Annotated in this window: 3 protein-coding genes; all 3 read left to right on the top strand. The window is 65.4% G+C overall.

All coding sequences use genetic code 11. The annotated features are described in order from the left end of the window. A partial coding sequence (locus ACFC79_RS38050; protein WP_376249823.1) for an HAD-IC family P-type ATPase occupies positions 1 to 652 on the top strand: 652 nt, incomplete at its 5' end. Positions 653 to 1,192: 540 nt separating this feature from the next. After that, positions 1,193 to 4,447 carry a hypothetical protein gene (locus ACFC79_RS38045; RefSeq protein WP_376249821.1) on the top strand — a complete coding sequence of 1,085 codons (3,255 nt, stop codon included), beginning with the start codon at positions 1,193 to 1,195 and terminating at the stop codon, positions 4,445 to 4,447. 77 nt (positions 4,448 to 4,524) lie between these two features. Then, positions 4,525 to 4,872, top strand: a 348-nt coding sequence (locus tag ACFC79_RS38040) for a hypothetical protein (protein ID WP_376249819.1), incomplete at its 3' end; no start/stop codon positions are given.

Genomic DNA, 4,872 nt, shown 5'->3' with positions numbered 1-4,872 from the left:
GATCCACCTCCCCACCGACCTCGCCCACCGCAAGACCGAGGCGGAAACCGCCGGACGAACCGCCATCACCGTCGCCTGGGACGGCGAGGCACGAGCAGTCCTGGAAGTCGCCGACGCGGTCAAGGACACCAGTGCCGAGGCCATCACCCGGCTGCGGGCCCTCGGCCTGACCCCGATCCTGCTGACCGGCGACAACCGGGCGGTTGCCGAGGCGGTCGCGGCCGAGGTCGGGATCGAGGAGGTGTACGCGGAGGTCATGCCGGAGGACAAGGTCGACGTCGTCAAGAAGCTCCAGGCGGAGGGCCGTTCGGTCGCCATGGTCGGTGACGGCGTGAACGACGCCGCGGCACTCGCCCAGGCCGATCTGGGCCTGGCGATGGGCACCGGCACGGACGCCGCGATCGAGGCAGGCGACCTGACACTGGTGCGCGGGGACCTGCGGGCCGCGGCGGACGCCATCCGGCTGTCGCGGAAGACCCTCGGCACGATCCGTACGAACCTGTTCTGGGCCTTCGCCTACAACGTGGCCGCCCTGCCGCTCGCCGCGGCGGGACTGCTCAACCCGATGATCGCGGGAGCCGCGATGGCGTTCTCCTCGGTCTTCGTGGTCGGCAACTCCCTGCGACTGCGGGGGTTCAAGGCGGCTGCGTGACACAGCTGCCCGACCCCGGCGAAGCCCCTTCGGCCCGCGTGGACGCGGCGTGCCGGAGGGGCTCGCCGGTTCCCCGGGCCGACGCCGCGTCGGCCCTTCCCCGCGCCGGTCCTTCCTCGTGCTGCTTGTCGAGCGAGGCCCGCCCCCGGTGTCCGCCGCGGTTGTGTCGTCCGATCCATACGCGTGGTGCCTGCCCCATCGGGCAGTCCTCGCTGCCCGTGGGCACACACCCCCGTCCCACGCCTTCGCCCGGTTCCGCCCCCAGACTTGCGGCATGGTGGGGACACGGAACCGGTCCGGTGACGTCCGCTCGTACGCAGGGTGCCGGGGCACGGCATGGTGAAGGACTCCCCCGACAGGTCTCCGGCGTCCCGTACAGCGGCGTCCCGTACAGCGGCCCCCGCACCGCGGCGCCCCACGGATGACCGACCGGATGCCTCCCTCCCCACCGCTTCGGCCGCCCGGAGTCTTCAGCGTCTGCAACGGGCGGCGGGGAACGCGGCAGTCTCCCGCCTGGTGGCCCAGCGCTACACCGCCCCGGTGAAACCCTCCCCCGCCCAGGCGCCCGGCTTCCGCAGGGTCAAGGCCGATGTCGCGGCGAAGAAGACCCGCCTGTCCGCCCACGCCCCCGCCACCACCGAGTCCGCATCCGCGCAGGACGCGGCCGTCGCACCCCCGAACGACAAGGAAGCCCAGGGCAAGGCGGCCAACGCCGAGAAGATGAACGCCGCGAAACCCGGCGAGTTCGACAAACAGTCCTTCATCGACGCGGTGAACAAGGCCATCGACGCCCAGGCCCCCAAGAACCTCGACCAGGCCGACAAGTTCTCCACCTCCGGCAAGGCCGACCAGATCAAGGACGAGGTCGACGGAAAGGTCAAGGACGGCAAGAACTCCTCGGCCAAGGACATCGACACCGCCACCAAGGCACCACCCGACACCTCGGCGGCCAAGGACAAACCCGTCACCCCGATGACCCCGGACCAGCCGCCCGCCAACCCCGGCACCCCGCCCGCAGCCGACGCCGTCCCCGAGAAACAGCCCGCGCCCGTGACGGACTTCTCCCAGGGCCCTGCCGCCAACGACCGGGCAATGGCAGACGCCGAGATCACCGAGGACCAGCTCGCCAAGGGCAACGAACCCGAATTCGACCAGGCCCTGACCGCGAAGAAGACCGCAGAAACGGACTCCGCGAAGGCCCCCGCCAAGAGCAGAACAGCCGAAGCCCGGCAACTGTCCGACGCGAAGGCCCACGCGGCAGCCTCCGGCGCCCACGCCATGAACACCCTCACCGCGACCCGTTCCTCCGCCGGGAAACAGATCGACGGCGGCAAGGCCGAGACGAAGTCCAAGGACGAGAAGAAACGCGCCGAGGCAACAGCCAAGCTCCAGAAGGTCTACGACACCACGAAGAAGGACGTCGAGACCACCCTCTCCGACCTCGACACGAAGGTCGACACCGCGTTCACACAGGGCGAGAAAGCCGCCCGGGACGCGTTCACCGCCGACCACAAACGCCGCATGAAGAAGTACAAGGACAAACGCTACTCAGGCATGTTCGGCCCCGCGAAGTGGGCCAAGGACAAGCTGATGGGCATGCCGAAGGAGGCCGACGACCTCTTCCAGGAAGCCCGCAAGCTCTACGTCGCGAAGATGCAGACCGTCATCTCGTCCGTCGCCGACATCATCGGCACCGAACTCGGCAAGGCAAAGGCCCGCATAGCCAAGGGCAGAACGGAAATCAAGACCGAAGTCGACAGACTCCCCGCCGACCTCCGCGCGTTCGGCCAGGAAGCCGCCACCGACTTCGCCGGAAAGTTCGACGACCTCGAAGCCACGGTCGACGAGAAGTCCGAACAACTCGTCCAGGACCTCGCGCAGAAGTACACCACCGCGCTGAACAAGGTCGACGAGGAAATCAAGAAGCTCCAGGAAGCCAACAAGGGCCTGGTCGACAAGGCGAAGGACGCGATCGTCGGCGCCATCAAGACGATCAACGAACTGAAGAACCTCCTCCTCGGCATCCTCGCCAAGGCCGCCTCCGCGATCATGAAGATCATCAAGGACCCCATCGGGTTCCTCGGCAACCTCGTCAAAGCCGTCGGCGCCGGCCTCAACCTCTTCATCACCAACATCGCCGACCACCTCAAGACCGGCATCGTCTCCTGGCTCCTGGGCACCGCCGTCAAAGCCGGACTCGAACTCCCCGCCCGCTTCGACCTCAAGGGCATCATCCAGCTCATCGGCTCCCTCCTCGGCCTGACCTGGGCCAACATCCGCGCCCGCATCACCCGCAAGGGCATCCCCGACCAGGCCATGACCACCGTCGAGTCCTCCGTCCCCGTTGCGAAGAAACTCGCCACCGAAGGCCCCGCAGGCGCCGCCAAGGAAATCCAGGAAGAAGCCGGCGACCTCAAAGCCACCATCCTGCAAAAACTCACCAGCTACCTGATCCCCACCGTCATCGTCGCCGGAATCACCTGGATCATCTCCCTCCTCAACCCCGCCTCCGCCTTCATCCGCGCGGTCAAGGGAATCATCGACATCGTCACGTTCATCGTGAACCAGGGCGCCCAGATCGTCGAATTCGTCAACGCCGTCCTCGATGCCGTCATCGCCATCGCCAACGGCGGCACCGCAAGCGTCCCCAAAATGGTCGAGACCGCCCTCGCCGCCAGCATTCCCCTCCTCATCGGCTTCCTCGCCTCCCTCCTCGGCATCGGCTCCCTCGCCAACAAAGTCAAATCCGTCTTCCACACAGTCGCCCGCCCCGTCAACCGCGCCATCGACAAAATCATCAACCTCATCACCAAAACAGCCAAGAAGCTGCTGAAGAAAGACGGGAAGGACAAGGAGGAGAGCAAGGGGAAAAACAAGGGAAAGGACAAAGGGAAGGACAAGGGGGACGGAGGCGGCACCGGACCCGACCGGAAGACAACCCCCGCAGAGGAAGCGAAGCACCAGAAGATCGTCCGATCGGCCATACAGCAACTGGAGAAGCCCGCCTCCGCATCCGAGTATCAGCCGGTCCGCCGCGAAAAGGAAGCCCTGGCCCGACGACTCGAAGCCACGTACCAGCCGCAACTGAAACACGGAATCAAGCTCTCCATCTCGTTCCCGGATGATGCCGGAACCGCATCCACAAAAAAGAAGCTCGATTTCCACGTAAAAGTGGCGCCCAACGACTCCGTCGGCGACGGATCGGTGCCGATCGGACCGTCCGGGCCGATACCCCCCGTGCAGGGACTCCCTACGAAGGAGGACTTCTACCACGGATCGAGCGAGGAAATCGCCGATCAATTCGCCGGTGGCACACCGGTTGAGCCGCGGGGACACGGAGAATTCGGAACGGGCTTCTACACCTTCAAGGAAGAAGTAGCAGCCGCCGAGGTCGCGGAAACGTACAGCCGCAGCAGGGACGACGACCGATGGGGCGTGACCGAGTTCACCGTCCCCACCAATACCATCAACCAATTCGGATTATTTGACGCCATATTCAATCTTACGCCCAACCACTACACACTCGTCTTCAAGGACAAGAACACACCGGTTCCGGTACGGTACCCGCAGGGCTACGGCGGCACCGAAACAGAAATGAACTGGAACGAATTTCGGAAGAAGGAGAAGGAACTCGGAGGTGAAGTCAGCTGGCCGTACGATCTGATCATCGGCCCCCTCAGCGGAAAGATCAGGTCCGTCAAGGACGTCAAGCAATTCCTCTTCAATGACGTGGGAATTGACATGTTGAATGACAGCTCAGTACGTCGCCGAGTGACACGGCGAGGCGATACATGAGCGGAACCTTCAGTCACCGCACGACACTTGACCTTCTGCGCACCATGGCTTCGGAGCCCGGACCCGAGTTCCGCACCATGCTCGAAGAGGCCGGGGCAAGACCCGACCTTCTCGCGTCGGTGCGGCACTTGCTGCGCAACGGCTCACGCAACGAGAAAAGAGTGGCTCTCCTCGTGCTCCGCGCATCGCCTGCACCCGATGCCGCCGCCGCGGCACGTACGGCACGTACGGCACGTACGGCACTGCTGGATGAAAGCCCTCATGTGCGCGTTCTGGCCATGGAATTCCTCGCGGACACCTCCGAGGACACCGGACGGGACCTGGTGCCCTTGCTCGACGACCCGGAACCAGAGGTCCGCAGCCGCGCCATGAGCCTCTTGCTGCGTCTGGAACCGGTACCCCGGGCGATCAGAAGCATGCTCGAC

It is taken from the genome of Streptomyces sp. NPDC056061 (genome assembly GCF_042266885.1).
GTDB lineage: Bacteria > Actinomycetota > Actinomycetes > Streptomycetales > Streptomycetaceae > Streptomyces.
Note: the sequence above shows the minus strand (reverse complement) of the source record. Positions and strands in the feature narration are given on the sequence as shown.